We start from the raw sequence: 14,384 nt of genomic DNA on the forward strand, positions 1-14,384 counted from the left end.
CAATTGTTGAGAGTATCTAACAATTGGCATGCGGTTTGTGGAGGAATACCTCATTTGTATTCATTCAACCTTTCAAGGGTTGTTTTGGGTAAAATTGGAATTGAAATAGTGAAAGTTGTACCGGCTTGATTACTAGTCATTTTTAATGTACCGTTATGATTTTGAATAATTTTCTTTGTTACTGATAGGCCCAGTCCTGTTCCTGAATCTTTTGTTGAGAAGAATGGATCAAAGATATATTCTTGAATAGCTGGAGGAATACCAGTTCCATTATCTGTGAAAGTAATCCGAACGAAGTTATCTAGGCGATAACTAGTGATTTGAATAGAAAGAGGTTTTTCACCTTGAGCATCAACGGCGTTTTGAAATAGGTTTAAAAACACTTGAACAAGTTCATGGCGATCAATATGGACTAAAATATCATCTAATTCATTAGAAAAATTATAATCAATTGAAATGTTATGCAAAAAGACCTCACTTGCTAGTAGCTGTTGAATATATTCACGTAAAAATGTATTAATGGGAAACGGTTCTCTTTTAAATTCGCGTGTTTTCGATATAGATAAAAATTGTGTAATAATACTATTTGCACGATCTAATTCAGGAATAAGTAAGTGTTTAAATAATTCTTTATTGGATGGAGATACACTCTCTTGTAAAAACTGTAAGTATCCCCGTACTGTTGTAAGTGGGTTGCGTACTTCATGTGCAATCCCGGCGGCAATTCGTCCTGCTAATGAAAATTTCTCTGCATCACGTTCTGTGTTTAAATAATGAAAAACGCTAATAACTCTAAAAATCTCTCCATTATAATCGCGAATAATTCGATTATTAATAATGCCATAGTTTTTGTCTAAAACCTCTTCATTATATATTTCGGTTCCTGTTTTTAAGGTTTCAATAGCTTTAATTTTTTCTTCAGGTAAGTTAAGTAATTGTTGAATTGGCTTTCCAATTATTTCGTTTCGTATTACACCAAAATCATCTGCAGCAGCTTGATTACATAATGTAATATTCCCTTTATTATCAATAAAGGTTACATGATGTGAAAAAGCATCAAAAATATGAACAAAGTGTTTTTCAAGTTGTTCAAATAAAAATAATGAATCGCAAGTAAGTTGAAAATCAGCTTCTTTATTCTCTTTTCGTATGTTTTGAATGGAATGATTTGTTCTTGTTTTCTTTATTTGCAAACCAATATGTGGATTTTTATATGTGAAATGATGCGGCAATTGATTCACAAGTTCTTCATAAAAACGTACTTTATTTTCTAGTTCTTCTATTCGTTTTTCATGAGATAAAATATCATCGGTTGGAAGCATAAATAAATAACCCCTCAATTTAAAAATTCTTCCATTTAGTATATCATATTTTTATACGGATACTCTTAAAGAAAGAGTTACTTAATGAATTTGATTGTCCAAGATGATTGGGAAATCAGTAGAATGAATATAAGATGAAAACTGAAAGGGAGGAATATGATTGTTTTTCATTGGAGTGACAGGGTGGGGAGATCATGATTCTTTATATATAGATCCCTATGAAAATAAAAATAAATTACGAACATACAGTGAACATTTTCCTATTGTCGAAGTGGATAGTTCATTTTATGCGATGCAACCGGCACGAAATTATACGAAATGGGCGATGGAAACACCGACAGACTTTTCTTTTGTCGTAAAAGCGTATCAAGGAATGACAGGGCATATGAAAGGAGAAACTCCTTTTTCTACGTTTGATGAGATGTTTGATGTGTATAAACAATCGATTCTTCCTTTAATAGAAGCGAATAAATTAAAAATAATTTTATTTCAATATCCACCATGGTTTGATTGCAAAAAGAAAAATGTAGATTTCCTTCGATATACGAAAGAGAAAATGGAAGGTTTACCGTGTGCGATAGAGTTTCGAAATCAAACATGGTTTTATCCAGAAATGAGAGATAAAACGCTACAATTTTTAGAGAAAGAAAAATGGATTCATACAATTTGTGATGAACCGCAAGCGGGAATTGGTTCGGTTCCACTCGTATTAGAGGCGACGGATTCGGATATAACATTAATCCGCTTTCATGGTCGAAACGTTCATGGCTGGCTGGATAAAGGGGAAAATTGGAGGGCGGTTCGCTGTTTATATCGCTACAACAATAAAGAATTGGAAGAATGGGTAGAACGACTAGAGCAACTAAAAAAGAAGACAAAGGACATATACGTATTATTTAATAATAATTCGGGCGGGGATGCAGCGGATAATGCGAAACAACTTATGAAAATGATGAACATTACATATGGTGAGCCAAAGCCTGAGCAATTAAATTTATTTGAACGATGATAAAACAAGAAAGGCACTGTACAAACAGGGGGAATGTACAGTGCCTTTCTATATGAAAAAGAGGGGTAACAATGTTACTGAGCGTTTGGTTGATTCATCAATTGTTGGCTTCGTAATAAATGATAATGGTTATCATTATCATTGTCAATGGTTTTTCGGAAAATAAGTAAAATTTTTTTGTATTTTAAATAGCAATAAAAAAAGAACAGCATTAATGCTGTTCTTTTCCGTTAATAAATTGTTGTAAATCAAAAGGAGTTATCGCTTGGATAAATTCTTTTGAGATAAGTGTTTGAACGAGAGTGCTCTCAGAAATGCTAGCACCTGTTTTCTTTTCATAAGCTTGTTTTAATAAATCGAGTTTTTCAGCCGTTTCTTGCGGTAATTCAATTGTAAGTGTGTTCATAATTTCTCCCCCTTATTATTAGAGTACCACTACAATATAAGAGAGACAAGAAAAGAAAAGAGAATATGAAACATAAAAAAGGTTACCATTTTTTAAATGGTAACCTTTTTTATGTATAAGAGGTATTAAGCGATACCGATATACTTTAAAGTTTTTGATGGAGTACTATGATCAAAGAAGTGTTGTAAAAATGCAATGTCAACACCTGATTTGTATGCACAATAGCCCCAAGTTTTTCGAAGTGTATGTGAGCTAATCCCTTCTAATCCAACTTCTTTTGCAGCTTTGTTTAAAATGTACCATGCATGTTGTCTCGTAATAGATTTTGTTCCTTTTTGAGACTTTAATAATGGCTCATTGCGTTTCCAAGTTTTACGTTCTTTCATGTAGTCTTCGATTGCGTGCTGTAAGTCTTCATTTACAGCAAACCATTTATGTTTCTTTACTTTTTCATTGTAAAATAAAATGGAATGGCGAACATTTTCGTTTTCATCGATGACATCGCTAACTTTTAATTGTAAGATTTCGCTTACTTTTAAGCCAGAATTTACGGCTAATACGAATAATAAGCCATCACGTTTCGAAGATTGTAAAAGTATATTTTTGATAGTTTCTAATTGTTTTTCACTTTGAATAGGTTGTCCTGCTTGTTTCATTTCACGCACTCTCCTCTTTTATATGTGTAAAGGAAAGGATTAACTTGTTTCTTACTATAAAGGGAGAGTGTGAATTTCATGTGAACTCCTAGTGAAATTAAGACAAATTATTTGACTTCTTTTACATTTGGTAAATTAAAATAGAATACAACGCTATTATTCGTATTATATACACCGTACTTGGCATGATGGAGATCTAAAATGTTTTTTACAATAGATAACCCGAGACCGGTACCACCAGTATGACGACTACGTGATGCATCTAAACGATAGAAGCGATCCCAAATTTTTTCAAGACTTTCTTCTGGGATAGGATTTCCTGTATTCTCGATTTCGACTTTTACTGTATCTTCGGTTTCTATAACAGAGACTTTTATTCTTTCTCCATCGGGCGTATAGCGAATTGCATTGCTAAGTAAGTTCACAACTACTTGCTCAATACGACTACGATTCGCTTTAACAAATATAGAAGTGTCTGCATCGACGTCCACTTGTAACTGCTTTTCCTCCATACTAAATAATAACTTTGTATGGATTTGCTGAATTAATTCACCGATTGAGAATGTTGTCATTTCTAGTTTGTACGTACCCGATTCTAGTTTTGCTAATTCTAACATTTCAACAATAAGTCTGTTCATATTTTCTGTTTCTTCTAAAATAACATCTGTATAATACGTTGTATCTTTACTAACACCATCTTGAATCCCTTCTGCGAAACTTCTAATTACACTAAGTGGTGTTTTTAATTCGTGGGATACACCAGAAATGAATTCTTTCCTCGTCTTCTCTAATTGACGTTCACGTTCAATATCTTGTTGTAATTTTGTATTGGCAACATTTAATCGATCAATTCTGTCTTTTAAGTTTACAGATAATGTATTGATACTGCCGGAAAGTCCGCCAATTTCATCGTCTGCTGTAACAGGTAGTTTCTCGCTAAAATCAAAATTAGCCATTTTCTTTGTAACGCGATTAATCTTAATTAATGGTTTCACAATAATTTTTGAATAGTAGAAGGATAATAAAATAATCACGAGAAACACAATGATTAAGGCATAGACATAATAATCTTTTAAAACGAGCATCGCTTCATTAACAGGTTGCAAAGATACTATCGCAAAGGCGTACTCTGTAATTTTTCCGTTTTCAATAATAGGTTTTACAAAGATACGATTTTTTAAGTTTTCGCCAGCATCTATGGGATATATGATTAGTTGATTTGAATTGAAAATCCCTTGTCTAATAGTGTTTGCAAAGGATTGAACAGCTTGTAATGTTTCAAAATCATTTGCAAGACGGACCTCAGCCTTGGAAGGAAGCTGTAATTTAGATATTACACCCTCAAAGTCCACCGTAGTAAATCCTTGTTGTTTATATCGGTTTGTAAGTCTGTTTTTAGATGGATTTTCACCAATTAATTGCATATCGGAAGTAATATTTCCATTGCTCCACTGATTATAATTTGTTTTTAATGAAATTGGTGTAATTATATTACCGTGTAAGAACCCAAAGACGGATATTATTCCATCTTTTTTTAAACCTAAATTTTCAAATTTATTATATTCTTCAGGTGTTAAAATATTGTTGAGTGGAATGGAATACGTTGTATCGTTAGGACCAATTACATCAATGTAGTAATTGGTGTCACTTTTAATAATGCCATTAGAATCTAAAAATTGCATTTCAGCATTTGTTTTATCATGAAATTCTTGTTTTAGTTTTCTAATTTCCTCATAACTTTTGCCGCTTTTTTCGTAATTATCTACGAATTTTTCAAAGGCAGTTTGAACGGTTTTTACTTTTTTATTAATATAAAATTTCTCTAAAAATAGAGACTGTCCTAGGAAAAAGAGGAGGAATATGATTGTAAATAATGTTGATGTTAATAAAAATAGTTTAAAGACGATACTTCTGTTTTTCACTGCTTCACCTCTTATGAGAAATACTGTAAATGATTTCACTTTATTATAACAAACGTGACAAGAAAGTAGAGGGAGAAATCTGTCTCTTTCTAAAGTAGTTTTTTATAAAAAGTCACATAAAAAGAACTCGACAGACGTATGACGAGTTCTTTAATGTATTATTGTTGAATTGCTGCATCTAAAGCGATTTCAATCATCTCGTTAAATGTAGTTTGACGTTCTTCAGATGTTGTTTCTTCACCAGTGAAGATGTGATCGCTTACTGTTAATACAGATAATGCATTTACACCATATTTCGCTGCTAATGTGTAAAGAGCAGTTGTTTCCATCTCTACTGCTAATACACCGTAATCTGCAAGTTTTTTAACCATGTCCATGCTTTCACGATAAAAAACATCTGCTGTTAAAACGTTACCAACACGAACGTGTAATCCTTTTTCAGTTCCTGCATCGTAAGCTTTCTTTAAAAGGTCAAAGTTTGCAGCTGGTGCAAAATCAAAACCTGGGAATGTTAAACGGTTCATATTCGAATCAGTACAAGCTGTCATTGCAATAATAACGTCACGTACTTTTACGTCCTTTTGAATTGCACCGCAAGTCCCAACACGAATTAAATTTTTAACTCCGTAGCTTTGGATTAGTTCGTTTACATAAATAGAAATAGAAGGAACACCCATACCTGTACCTTGAACAGATACACGTTTTCCTTTATAAGTTCCAGTGAAACCTAACATACCACGCACGTTATTATAGCAAGTAACGTCCTCTAGAAATGTTTCAGCGATATATTTTGCGCGTAATGGATCACCAGGTAATAGAATAGATTCAGCGATTTCGCCTTGTTTTGCTTCAATATGTACACTCATGAAAAGTCCTCCTTATAATGTATTGATAGAAATCAATATCATTTGCATTATACACTACGAATCCATTCAATTAAAATCTTTTTAATTATTTGTAATATGTGCAAAAGAGGAGGATTTCATAAATCATAATCTAGAATATATATGAAAGAAGTTTTGTATAAACAGAGACAATAAAAATGGTAGGTGATTTTTTGAAAAATCTTGTCATTGGACTTGTAGCTTTGGTACTTATTGTGGCGGGAGGATTTTACATAAAAAAATATCAGGAAACCGTAGAGACGGTAGGAGATGTTCAAGAAGTAAAATGGGATGTATCAAATGGAAAAGGAAATGATAAAGTAGATATTTTGTTTCAATTACTAAATAAAAAGAATAATGAGGTTCGTGGTGTAAATGATCAAATTCGGGCAGTTATTGTAGATGAACAGTTAAAACATATACAACAGATTAAACCTACATTTGCAGGGAATGGATCATATAAGTTATCTTCCAAAATAGCGAAAGATGAAGCGTATACAATATTTTTATATGAAGACAAAAATAAGTCAGTAGAATCATTCGCGAAGACAGATTTTGGGAGAGAAAAAGAAGAAAAAAATAAGAAGAAGGTGAACCTGCCAGTCGATAGTGTACTTACAAAAAAAATTGGAGAGCATGAAGTTTCTCTTTTATTCGGTGCATTACATCCGAATGAGCCGGTGACGTTAACATTTCAGTTTCAAGCAAAAAAGGGTGAAAAATTGAAATTACATTCAGAGAGAGGAGAAGAGGAAACTCTTTATATCGTAGATGAAACGAGGGAAAACTTTTTATACGCTATGCCTGTTGATACGGATGAGCAATTACAGTATCGTATTACATTTCCTGCCCAAGGCACGTATAAACTGTGGGGAACTTTTTATATAAATGGTAAGAAATATGAGAAGGATTTTATCGTACAAGTTCAAAAAAGAAAAAACAGCTAAATTTTTAGCTGTTTTTTCTTTTTCCTATTAGTTTTGTTACAGAGAGCATCGTAATTGGTAAAGAATGATTCTTCCTAAATGCTAAATATTTACCGCTCCATGCTGGTTTGTATTTCTCTTTAAAATGTCGTAATCCGCTGAAACTATACGTATAACGAACGTTATTAAAGATTGCAGCAGCAACTCTTTCAGACCAAAATGATTGTGTTGATAACCCAACATTGGAAAGTGGCGCCATACCAATATTAAAGGAGTGATATTCATTTTCTTTTGCCCATTGGAATAAGTGGATGAAAATTGCGTCCATAATTCCACTAGGTGCATCTGGATAATAGCGCATTAAATCAACAGACAATGATCCGTTTTGATATACGGGCATAAAGGTTGTGAATGCGATAATCTTTCCATCCGCATCAGATAATGTAGCGATAGGAGCACGGCTAATATATTCACGATCGAAGTATCCGAGTGAAAAACCTTTCTCTTTTTTTCCACCGAGCCATGCATCAGAAACTTTCCGTAACTCTTCGAATAATTCGTCTGAGAATGGCGGCTGATGAATAGAGAATGTATAGCCTTCTCTTTCAAAACGATTGAAAGTCGCTCGCATACCAGCGCGTTTCTTTCCTGTTATTGTAAATGTATTTAAATCAACGACAGCTTCTTCACCAAGTTTAAAGAAGTTATAACCAAAATCATGATATAAACTCATCCATTTACTTTCGATTTGATAAAATACACAAATGTATCCGAATCGATCAGCTTCAGCTAAAAACTCTTGCAACACATTACGATAGGAGGAAGGGTCACCAATTGGATCACCTAATACAACAAGACGTTTTCCAGTTATGGAGAAGAGAAGGAGCGCTTTCCCATCACTGCTAAAGAAGAATTGTTTATCTCCTAAATAACCTAAATGACTAAGTACATTTCCACCGTGTTCATCTAAGAAGTTTTGTAACCTTTTATCATTTGCTGGTTGCCCGGGAAATTCATTTCGATAACGATTGGCAATGAGTGAGCCAATTAGTAAAAAAGTAGGAACGAAAAAGGCAGCTGCTAATGCACTTCGTTTCACTTGGGTAATATTACGAACGACGAAATCAGGTTTAAAAGCTTCTTTTGCACCTGCAAATAAAATACCTAAGTTTTTATATAAATATAACGTTACAAGTAAGAATATAAAAACTTTTACGATATCAGAAAGTGAGACCTCCATTTTCTCGCGTACGAATCTTTTACGAAGCATATATAATACAGCGAGTACGATTAATAAAATAAATGTTTCTTCAATATCAATTCCTTTTAGCGTATTAAAGATAGCGGCTCCAATTAAAGAAATAATTGTCATATAATAAGAACGTTTTGTTCCGTAATATATTCCCCTTGAAAGGATTAGAAGGAGAATACCGAATGTTAGCGATAAGCTAAAAGAAAACTGAATCAGATGCTTTGGAGCTAAAATATGTAAGGCGTGTGCCCGGTTTATACTTGTTGGTAAAATAGTCGATAAAATAACCATTAAGCCAGCAAATACTGTTAAAGCAGCAGATGCCCATGAACCTAATTTCCCTAGAAAGTCACGCTGCAAAGTCCATATAACGCCAGTGGTTTCTAATGCAGGCGCAATAAAAGGTTTATCTTCAAACTTTTTAATGGCCACTCCTGTCATTTCGAAAGCCGCAAAAATGAGACCAAGGCAGAATGGTAAAATGTAATAGACGAGACGATATAGTAACATAGCAGGCAGTAAAACACCTGTATCAATGCCGTATTGTCCTAGTCCAGTTAAGAAGACAAGGTCAAATGAACCAAGCCCACCAGGGACAAGACTAACGACGCCAGCTAAGGCAGCAATTACATATACACCTAAAAACTTTTGAAAGTCAACTTCAATTCCAAACAGTATTAAAATGACGTACATAACGATACCAGCAGATACCCATTCGACTAATGAAACTAATGAGTATAAAACAGTTGGATTTTTCTCTTCCTCTTCTTGTCCTTCGGTTTGCGTTGTTTTTCTATTTTTAAGTTTAGAAAAGCCGATGTATATAGGGACGAAAAGGGCAAAGAAGATAAGGACAGGCCATAACCACGGTTTTTCATGCAAAATAAATCTTGTGTCTAATATTCCGATAAGACCGAGGAATGAAAGTATGGCTAATCCGTTAATAAAGGCAGTCGTCATCCAGGCAATACTTTTAATAAGCTTGCCATTTTCTTTTATGTATGGACGATAAAGCATTGTTCGTACACCAGCTCCAACGAGGCCACCAAATCCAATAAAACCATTTAAAGTATTCGCAATCCATGAGATACGGAAAATCTTTTGGACAGGTATATCAGCTTTTAAGTAACGAAGCATAACATAATCATAAAAGAACATCGTTGATACAGCGAATGCACCAAGTGTAATTGCTAAAAAGACTCCTCCAGTTGGAATGTTTTTAATTGTATCAATCGCTTCTAAAAAAGAAATGCCCGCTAATTCTTTTTTTGCTTGAAAGAATACAACTGTTAATACAACAAATGGGAAGATAATTTTCCCGATTTGTAAGAAACGTTTCCATGAAAACGACATAAATACAACTCTCCTTGTATAAGAAAACTGAGACAATAATATTATTATGACAAACTTCAAGAAAAATAAAAAGGTAAATTCCTGTATAGGTAAGCTATTTTTTATATAGGTATATTTAAAAGAATATTTCGTTTATCAGAAAGTTAAGTTAAAATGGAGTGAAAGAAGGAAGAGAGGGGAAGTATATGATTATAATAGGTTATGCAGGGCATGAGTTAGAGAAAGCAAAACCTAATACATCAGAAGATTTTTTTAACAGATCTGAAGTGACATATATATTAAATGATAAAGAGAAAACTTTTTCAGTTTTATACGTTCGCTATTTTGAAGAAGTTATACAAGAAATTACTCCTTTTGAAGGAAATCCAGTGTGTAAAGTAGAAGAACAAGACATATATTTACGGGATATTGTAGCGATATGTTGTTTAGTGAAAGATAAGGAGCTCCGTGCGCAAAAACGTTTATATTTAAATAATATAGAAGAATTTCAACAATATTTTGATGAGAGAACAGTGTTGAAAGTACAAGAAATATTGGCTGAATTACATAAAAATAAAAGAATAGAAATAGCGTGAAATGGAAAGGGAGAGGGAAGAAATGTCTAATTTGATGGTTGAAAATCAAACAGAACAAGTTTCTATATTTTTAGAAGATGCGATTACTTTGATAACCAATTATGTAAATTATCATACGTTGCCTTTTTTATTAGAAGAGACACCAGCTGGGAACGAGCAATATTATAAAGGGTTATTAGCATCAATGAGACGTCTTCTCGTTTTTTGCGAAGAAGGACATGATGCATGTTTTGTTTTGCTGAATAGCCAGCCATTTCGAAAAACAGCAGCTGAAAAAATTTTATATAAGATATATCATCAAGTAATTGCAGAGTTTTTTTCCCCGAAGAGTGATCATTGGTATGAAAATAGTCGATCTGCATATACAGGAAAAAATTCTATCGTTTTTCAACAAACACCACCTTCATCTATAGAGCAAGTGATGAAGAATTTAGAAGGTAAATTTCAATTGATGCGTGAAGAACTAGAATATTATGAGACAGATTACCAAACGAAGATGTTACACAAATACTAATTAAGGAAAAGAAGCTAAGGAGACTTAGCTTCTTTTCCTTTTGTACAGTTATATAAGGGATTTTCATTGAATATATTTAAGTGGATAGCAATAAGGAGGTGTAACATGAGTCAGCAAGGTGTATTTACAGATTACTTTCATGAAGTAGAAAGTTGGTGTGAAAGTGTTCTTCACGTATTAGATAGCCGCGCAATGGAAGTGTATGATGTCCATATGCTTGCTTATAAAATTCAGACATTATTAGAGCGTATGAAAGAGCATGAGTACGAAACGGATGCGGAGTTTATGTATGAAATAAGCGATGATGTAGAACATATTCAACATCATCTGCAGGAAGTATTTATGCAAGAAGAGGAATATGAACTATATGAAAGAGGGGATAGTGAACGAGCTGTTCCAATTGGAGGGCATACACTCCCGCCATTACCTTATCCATATAACGCGTTAGAGCCGTATATTTCTAGAGAAATTATGATGTTACACCATGATAAACATCATCGTAGTTATGTAGAAGGGTTAAATAAAGCAGAGAAGATGATGGAGGAAGCGAGAAAAACCAATCAATTTGATTTAATTAAGCATTGGGAACGAGAAGCGGCTTTTCATGGATCAGGACATTATTTACACACGATATTTTGGAATAACATGAAAAAAGATGGTGGTGGAAGTCCAAGAGGGGCTTTTTCACAACAAATTGAACAAGATTTTGGGAGCTTTTTACGTTTTCAAAAACATTTTACGGAAGCAGCCTCTAAAGTAGAAGGTTCAGGCTGGGCGATTCTCGTTTGGGTCCCCCGATCTGGAAGGTTAGAAATTTTGCAGAGTACACTTCATCAATTGTTTACACAATGGGATACGATACCTCTCCTTGTACTAGATGTATGGGAACATGCGTATTATTTACAATACCAAAATCGAAAAGATGAATATATTAAAAACTGGTGGAATGTTGTGAATTGGCCTGATGTAGAAAAAAGATTTGAAACTGCGAAACAAATTGAATGGACACCATATTAGACGCAAATTCCTTGCGTCTTTTTTAATGGGAGCAGAAGGAAGATTTCGTTCATATTTTAAAAGGCCAAGCATACACTTGTACAAAAAGTGCCAAAAGGACGTGGGGGGAAATATGAGACGAATTTGTGTAATCATTACGCTTCTTATTATGTACGCAAGCGTTATGCCGATTCCTACATATGCAAAGATGAACAGTAATGTTAGCGCTCGAAATGCTGTATTAATGGAGCAAAGTTCTGGTCGTGTATTATACGGAAAAGCAGAACATGAGCCACAAAAAATTGCTAGTATAACAAAAATTATGACAGCCTTGTTAGCTGCTGAATCAGGAAAAATGAAAGAAATGGTATCAGTTAGTAATGAAGCAGTCAGGGTGGAAGGATCGGCGATTTATTTAAAACCTGGACAGAAAGTGAAGCTAGAGGATTTAGTATACGGACTTATGCTTAGATCAGGTAATGACGCAGCGCAAGTAATTGCTGAAAATGTAGGAGGGAGTATAGAGGGGTTCGTATATTTAATGAATGAAAAGGCGAAACAAATTGGAATGAAAGATACTCACTTCTCAAATCCTCATGGTTTGGATGGAGATGGCTCTCATTATTCTTCGGCTTATGATATGGCACTGTTAACGAAATATGCAATGGGGAACGAGACCTTTAAGAAAATTTTTGGCACAAAAACGTATAAATCAAATTCATGGGATTATCCGTGGAAAAATAAACATAAGCTTGTGACATCCTATTATGAATTTGCAACAGGTGGGAAAACAGGTTTTACGAAAAAAGCAGGACGAACGCTTGTTACAACGGCATCAAAAGATGGACTAGATTTAATTGTCGTAACTTTGAGTGCTTCTAGTGATTGGGATGATCATATGAATCTATTTGACAAAGGGTTTGAACGTTTTAAGCAAACAAAAGTTTTAGGACAAGGAGCGCTTGCTGAAATACATGAAAAGAAATATGCCAATCATGTTTATACGAAAAATAGTTTTTCGGTACCGTTAACTGAAGAAGAAAAAAAGAACGTAGTATTAAAAGTTGAACTCGATAAAAGTGCAAAACTTACGGATGGAGTAAAGGTTGGGAAGACAGACATTTATGTTGGTAATGAAAAAGTCGGAGAACGGAATTTATTTTATAGTAAACGGAAGTTAGTAGCTGCAACGGGTATGTACTGGAACAATGTGAAAGAAATTTTTTCTTACATGATAGGTGTTGGGAACGATGGTTAATCTCGTCTGGGCAGCGATGGCGGTCATAGGGATTGTGTATGCCATGATAAACGGAACGATGGAAGAAGTAACGAAAGCTGTATTTGACGGGTCAAAAGATGCGGTAACGATTTGCATAGGACTTATTAGCGTTTTAGTATTTTGGCTTGGCTTAATGAAAATTGCAGAGGAAGCAGGGTTGTTAAAAAAGTTAGTTACACTTTTTATGCCGATAGTAAAAAGGTTGTTTCCAGAAATACCGAAGGATCATCCGTCAATGGGATTTATTCTATCGAATATGATGGCGAACTTTTTTGGACTAGGTAATGCAGCAACCCCTCTTGGTATTAAAGCGATGGAACAACTGAAAGAATTAAATGGAGGGAAGGATTCGGCCAGTCGCTCTATGGTGACGTTTCTAGCATTAAATACATCAGCTATTACTTTAATTCCTACTACCGTCATTTCGATTCGAATGACTTATGAATCAGCAAATCCTACTGAAATTGTTGGGGTAACATTCATTGCACAAGTGCTCTCTATGATTGGGGCAATTTGGATTGACCGCTATTTTTACCGAAGAAGGAGTAGAAAGGGGCGGAAAAAATGAGTATTGTAAATACAATTTCATTATGGGTAATCCCTTGTGTAATTGGTTTTATCCTTTTATATGGCACGATAAAGAAAGTCCCAACGTATGAATCGTTCGTTGAGGGAGGAAAAGAAGGGATTCAAATTGCAGTTTCCATTTTACCGTTTATGGTTGGAATGCTTGTATCCATTTCTATTTTTCGGGCATCAGGTGCTTTAGATGCGATGATATCTGTAATGAAGCCGATGTTAGATTTAATTCATGTCCCAGCAGAAATCGTTCCACTTGCGCTTATACGTCCAATTTCGGGTTCTGCTGGTTTAAGTATTACGACTGATTTAATTGCAACATATGGACCAGATTCGTTTATTGGGAGATTAGCTTCTACGATGCAAGGGAGTACAGATACGACTTTTTATATTTTAACAGTATACTTCGGAGCTGTTGGGATTAGAAAAATGGGGGATGCATTAAAAGTAGGACTTTTTGCAGATTTAATCGGGATTATTTGCTCAATTGTGTTTGTTTCTTTATTGTTTCAGTAATACTATTCATTTTTTAGGCTATTTCGCTTATAATACGTATACGACCACTATTAAGGTGTAGCTTAATAGTGGTTTTTTTATGCAGTATTTTTGACAAAATGATGAACTTTTATTGTGAGAAATATGAAAAATATGGACAATAATAAAGGATAAAAACATGATTTGCCCTTTATATGTTTAATATCATCGCTATGT

The 14,384-nt window shown here is 34.1% G+C and carries 15 protein-coding genes; 9 read left to right on the top strand and 6 right to left on the bottom strand.

From position 1 onward, the window contains the following. Positions 1 to 50 precede the first annotated feature (50 nt). Complete coding sequence (locus ACS2MN_RS11315) at positions 51 to 1,322, bottom strand: PAS domain-containing sensor histidine kinase (protein WP_000938018.1); 1,272 nt, start codon at positions 1,320 to 1,322, stop codon at positions 51 to 53. A 160-nt stretch (positions 1,323 to 1,482) separates the two neighbouring features. Here ACS2MN_RS11315 and ACS2MN_RS11320 point away from each other — a divergent pair, with 160 nt between their 5' ends. Beyond that, entirely contained in the window at positions 1,483 to 2,331 is an 849-nt protein-coding gene (locus tag ACS2MN_RS11320; protein WP_000465099.1) for a DUF72 domain-containing protein, read from the top strand. Between the two features lie 40 nt (positions 2,332 to 2,371). Next, positions 2,372 to 2,497 carry a hypothetical protein gene (locus ACS2MN_RS11325; protein ID WP_001117482.1) on the top strand — a complete coding sequence of 42 codons (126 nt, stop codon included), beginning with the start codon at positions 2,372 to 2,374 and terminating at the stop codon, positions 2,495 to 2,497. Between the two features lie 45 nt (positions 2,498 to 2,542). Here the strand turns inward: ACS2MN_RS11325 and ACS2MN_RS11330 are convergent, their stop codons facing one another. The 4 genes from ACS2MN_RS11330 to deoD all read right to left on the bottom strand — a co-directional run bounded on the left by ACS2MN_RS11330 (position 2,543) and on the right by deoD (position 6,181). Further along, the gene (locus ACS2MN_RS11330; RefSeq protein ID WP_001094863.1) at positions 2,543 to 2,737 is read right to left on the bottom strand and encodes a DUF3924 domain-containing protein; all 195 of its coding nucleotides are present in this window, start codon (positions 2,735 to 2,737) and stop codon (positions 2,543 to 2,545) included. Positions 2,738 to 2,862: 125 nt separating this feature from the next. Continuing rightward, positions 2,863 to 3,393 (bottom strand): tyrosine-type recombinase/integrase, encoded by a 531-nt coding sequence (locus ACS2MN_RS11335; protein WP_000806240.1) that lies wholly within the window; start codon positions 3,391 to 3,393, stop codon positions 2,863 to 2,865. Positions 3,394 to 3,500: 107 nt separating this feature from the next. Next, positions 3,501 to 5,315 carry a sensor histidine kinase gene (locus tag ACS2MN_RS11340; RefSeq protein WP_000797526.1) on the bottom strand — a complete coding sequence of 605 codons (1,815 nt, stop codon included), beginning with the start codon at positions 5,313 to 5,315 and terminating at the stop codon, positions 3,501 to 3,503. A 158-nt stretch (positions 5,316 to 5,473) separates the two neighbouring features. Beyond that, positions 5,474 to 6,181 (bottom strand): purine-nucleoside phosphorylase, encoded by a 708-nt coding sequence (deoD, locus tag ACS2MN_RS11345; RefSeq protein WP_000110704.1) that lies wholly within the window; start codon positions 6,179 to 6,181, stop codon positions 5,474 to 5,476. Positions 6,182 to 6,357: 176 nt separating this feature from the next. Here deoD and ACS2MN_RS11350 point away from each other — a divergent pair, with 176 nt between their 5' ends. Next, a complete protein-coding gene (locus ACS2MN_RS11350) occupies positions 6,358 to 7,146 on the top strand; it encodes a hypothetical protein (protein ID WP_000232579.1) in 789 nt (262 codons plus the stop codon). Between the two features lie 4 nt (positions 7,147 to 7,150). Here the strand turns inward: ACS2MN_RS11350 and mprF are convergent, their stop codons facing one another. Next, positions 7,151 to 9,730: a bifunctional lysylphosphatidylglycerol flippase/synthetase MprF gene (gene mprF, locus ACS2MN_RS11355; RefSeq protein WP_000010881.1), complete on the bottom strand. Its 2,580-nt coding sequence runs from the start codon at positions 9,728 to 9,730 to the stop codon at positions 7,151 to 7,153. 185 nt (positions 9,731 to 9,915) lie between these two features. On the opposite strand from mprF, the gene ACS2MN_RS11360 reads away from it, so the two are divergent. From ACS2MN_RS11360 to spmB, 6 genes are all read left to right on the top strand, one after another. Next, positions 9,916 to 10,305, top strand: a complete 390-nt coding sequence (locus ACS2MN_RS11360) for a hypothetical protein (RefSeq protein ID WP_000583780.1) — start codon at positions 9,916 to 9,918, stop codon at positions 10,303 to 10,305. A gap of 22 nt (positions 10,306 to 10,327) precedes the next feature. Next, on the top strand, positions 10,328 to 10,819 hold the full coding sequence (locus ACS2MN_RS11365; RefSeq protein WP_000067560.1) for a YpuI family protein: 492 nt from the start codon (positions 10,328 to 10,330) through the stop codon (positions 10,817 to 10,819). Positions 10,820 to 10,924: 105 nt separating this feature from the next. After that, on the top strand, positions 10,925 to 11,836 hold the full coding sequence (locus tag ACS2MN_RS11370; protein ID WP_000082676.1) for a superoxide dismutase: 912 nt from the start codon (positions 10,925 to 10,927) through the stop codon (positions 11,834 to 11,836). Between the two features lie 112 nt (positions 11,837 to 11,948). Then, a complete protein-coding gene (gene dacB, locus ACS2MN_RS11375) occupies positions 11,949 to 13,073 on the top strand; it encodes a D-alanyl-D-alanine carboxypeptidase DacB (RefSeq protein WP_001252632.1) in 1,125 nt (374 codons plus the stop codon). Then, positions 13,066 to 13,662: a spore maturation protein SpmA gene (gene spmA / locus ACS2MN_RS11380; RefSeq protein WP_000247802.1), complete on the top strand. Its 597-nt coding sequence runs from the start codon at positions 13,066 to 13,068 to the stop codon at positions 13,660 to 13,662. Before dacB ends, spmA begins: the two co-directional genes overlap by 8 nt. Further along, on the top strand, positions 13,659 to 14,189 hold the full coding sequence (spmB, locus tag ACS2MN_RS11385; protein ID WP_000029515.1) for a spore maturation protein SpmB: 531 nt from the start codon (positions 13,659 to 13,661) through the stop codon (positions 14,187 to 14,189). The genes spmA and spmB overlap by 4 nt, the downstream gene beginning before the upstream one ends. The last annotated feature ends 195 nt before the right edge of the window (positions 14,190 to 14,384 follow it).

Origin of the sequence: Bacillus cereus group sp. BceL062 (genome assembly GCF_051780025.1) — a bacterium.
Taxonomy (GTDB): Bacteria; Bacillota; Bacilli; order Bacillales; family Bacillaceae_G; genus Bacillus_A; species Bacillus_A toyonensis.